Annotated in this window: 1 protein-coding gene; it reads left to right on the forward strand. The window is 38.7% G+C overall.

The genetic code is table 11. From position 1 onward, the window contains the following. A partial coding sequence (locus Q0791_RS25100) for a hypothetical protein (protein ID WP_299011975.1) occupies positions 1-372 on the forward strand: 372 nt, incomplete at both ends.

A 372-nucleotide genomic window follows, 5' to 3' on the forward strand; every position in this document is an offset into this window, starting at 1 on the left:
ATTTGATGCAGCTGGTATTACTATAGGGCGAAAGGACATATTAGACACGCTTTTTCCTATACCGAAGAAATTAGCACAAGCACAACAAGCTGCACTGGCACAATCGCAACCACCTGAATTTTATTACATTAAGCTTAAATGCTGTCCCTATGAGCGAGGTGAGGCAGCTGACAATTTTAATTACAGTGAACGTTCTGGAGCATGGGAAGAAGGTAATAATAATTGGATGCGGGATTTAGGGATTGAAGAAGACAAAAGCAATGACAATAAAAATAAGGACGTGACCCTTTCACTGAAAGATTTTTTTCATTTTTTCGCTAATCCGGAAGAAATTACGGTTGTCAAAACCTGGGTCGATAAGGTGATTATTAA

Origin of the sequence: uncultured Shewanella sp. (assembly GCF_947495455.1) — a bacterium.
GTDB lineage: Bacteria > Pseudomonadota > Gammaproteobacteria > Enterobacterales > Shewanellaceae > Shewanella.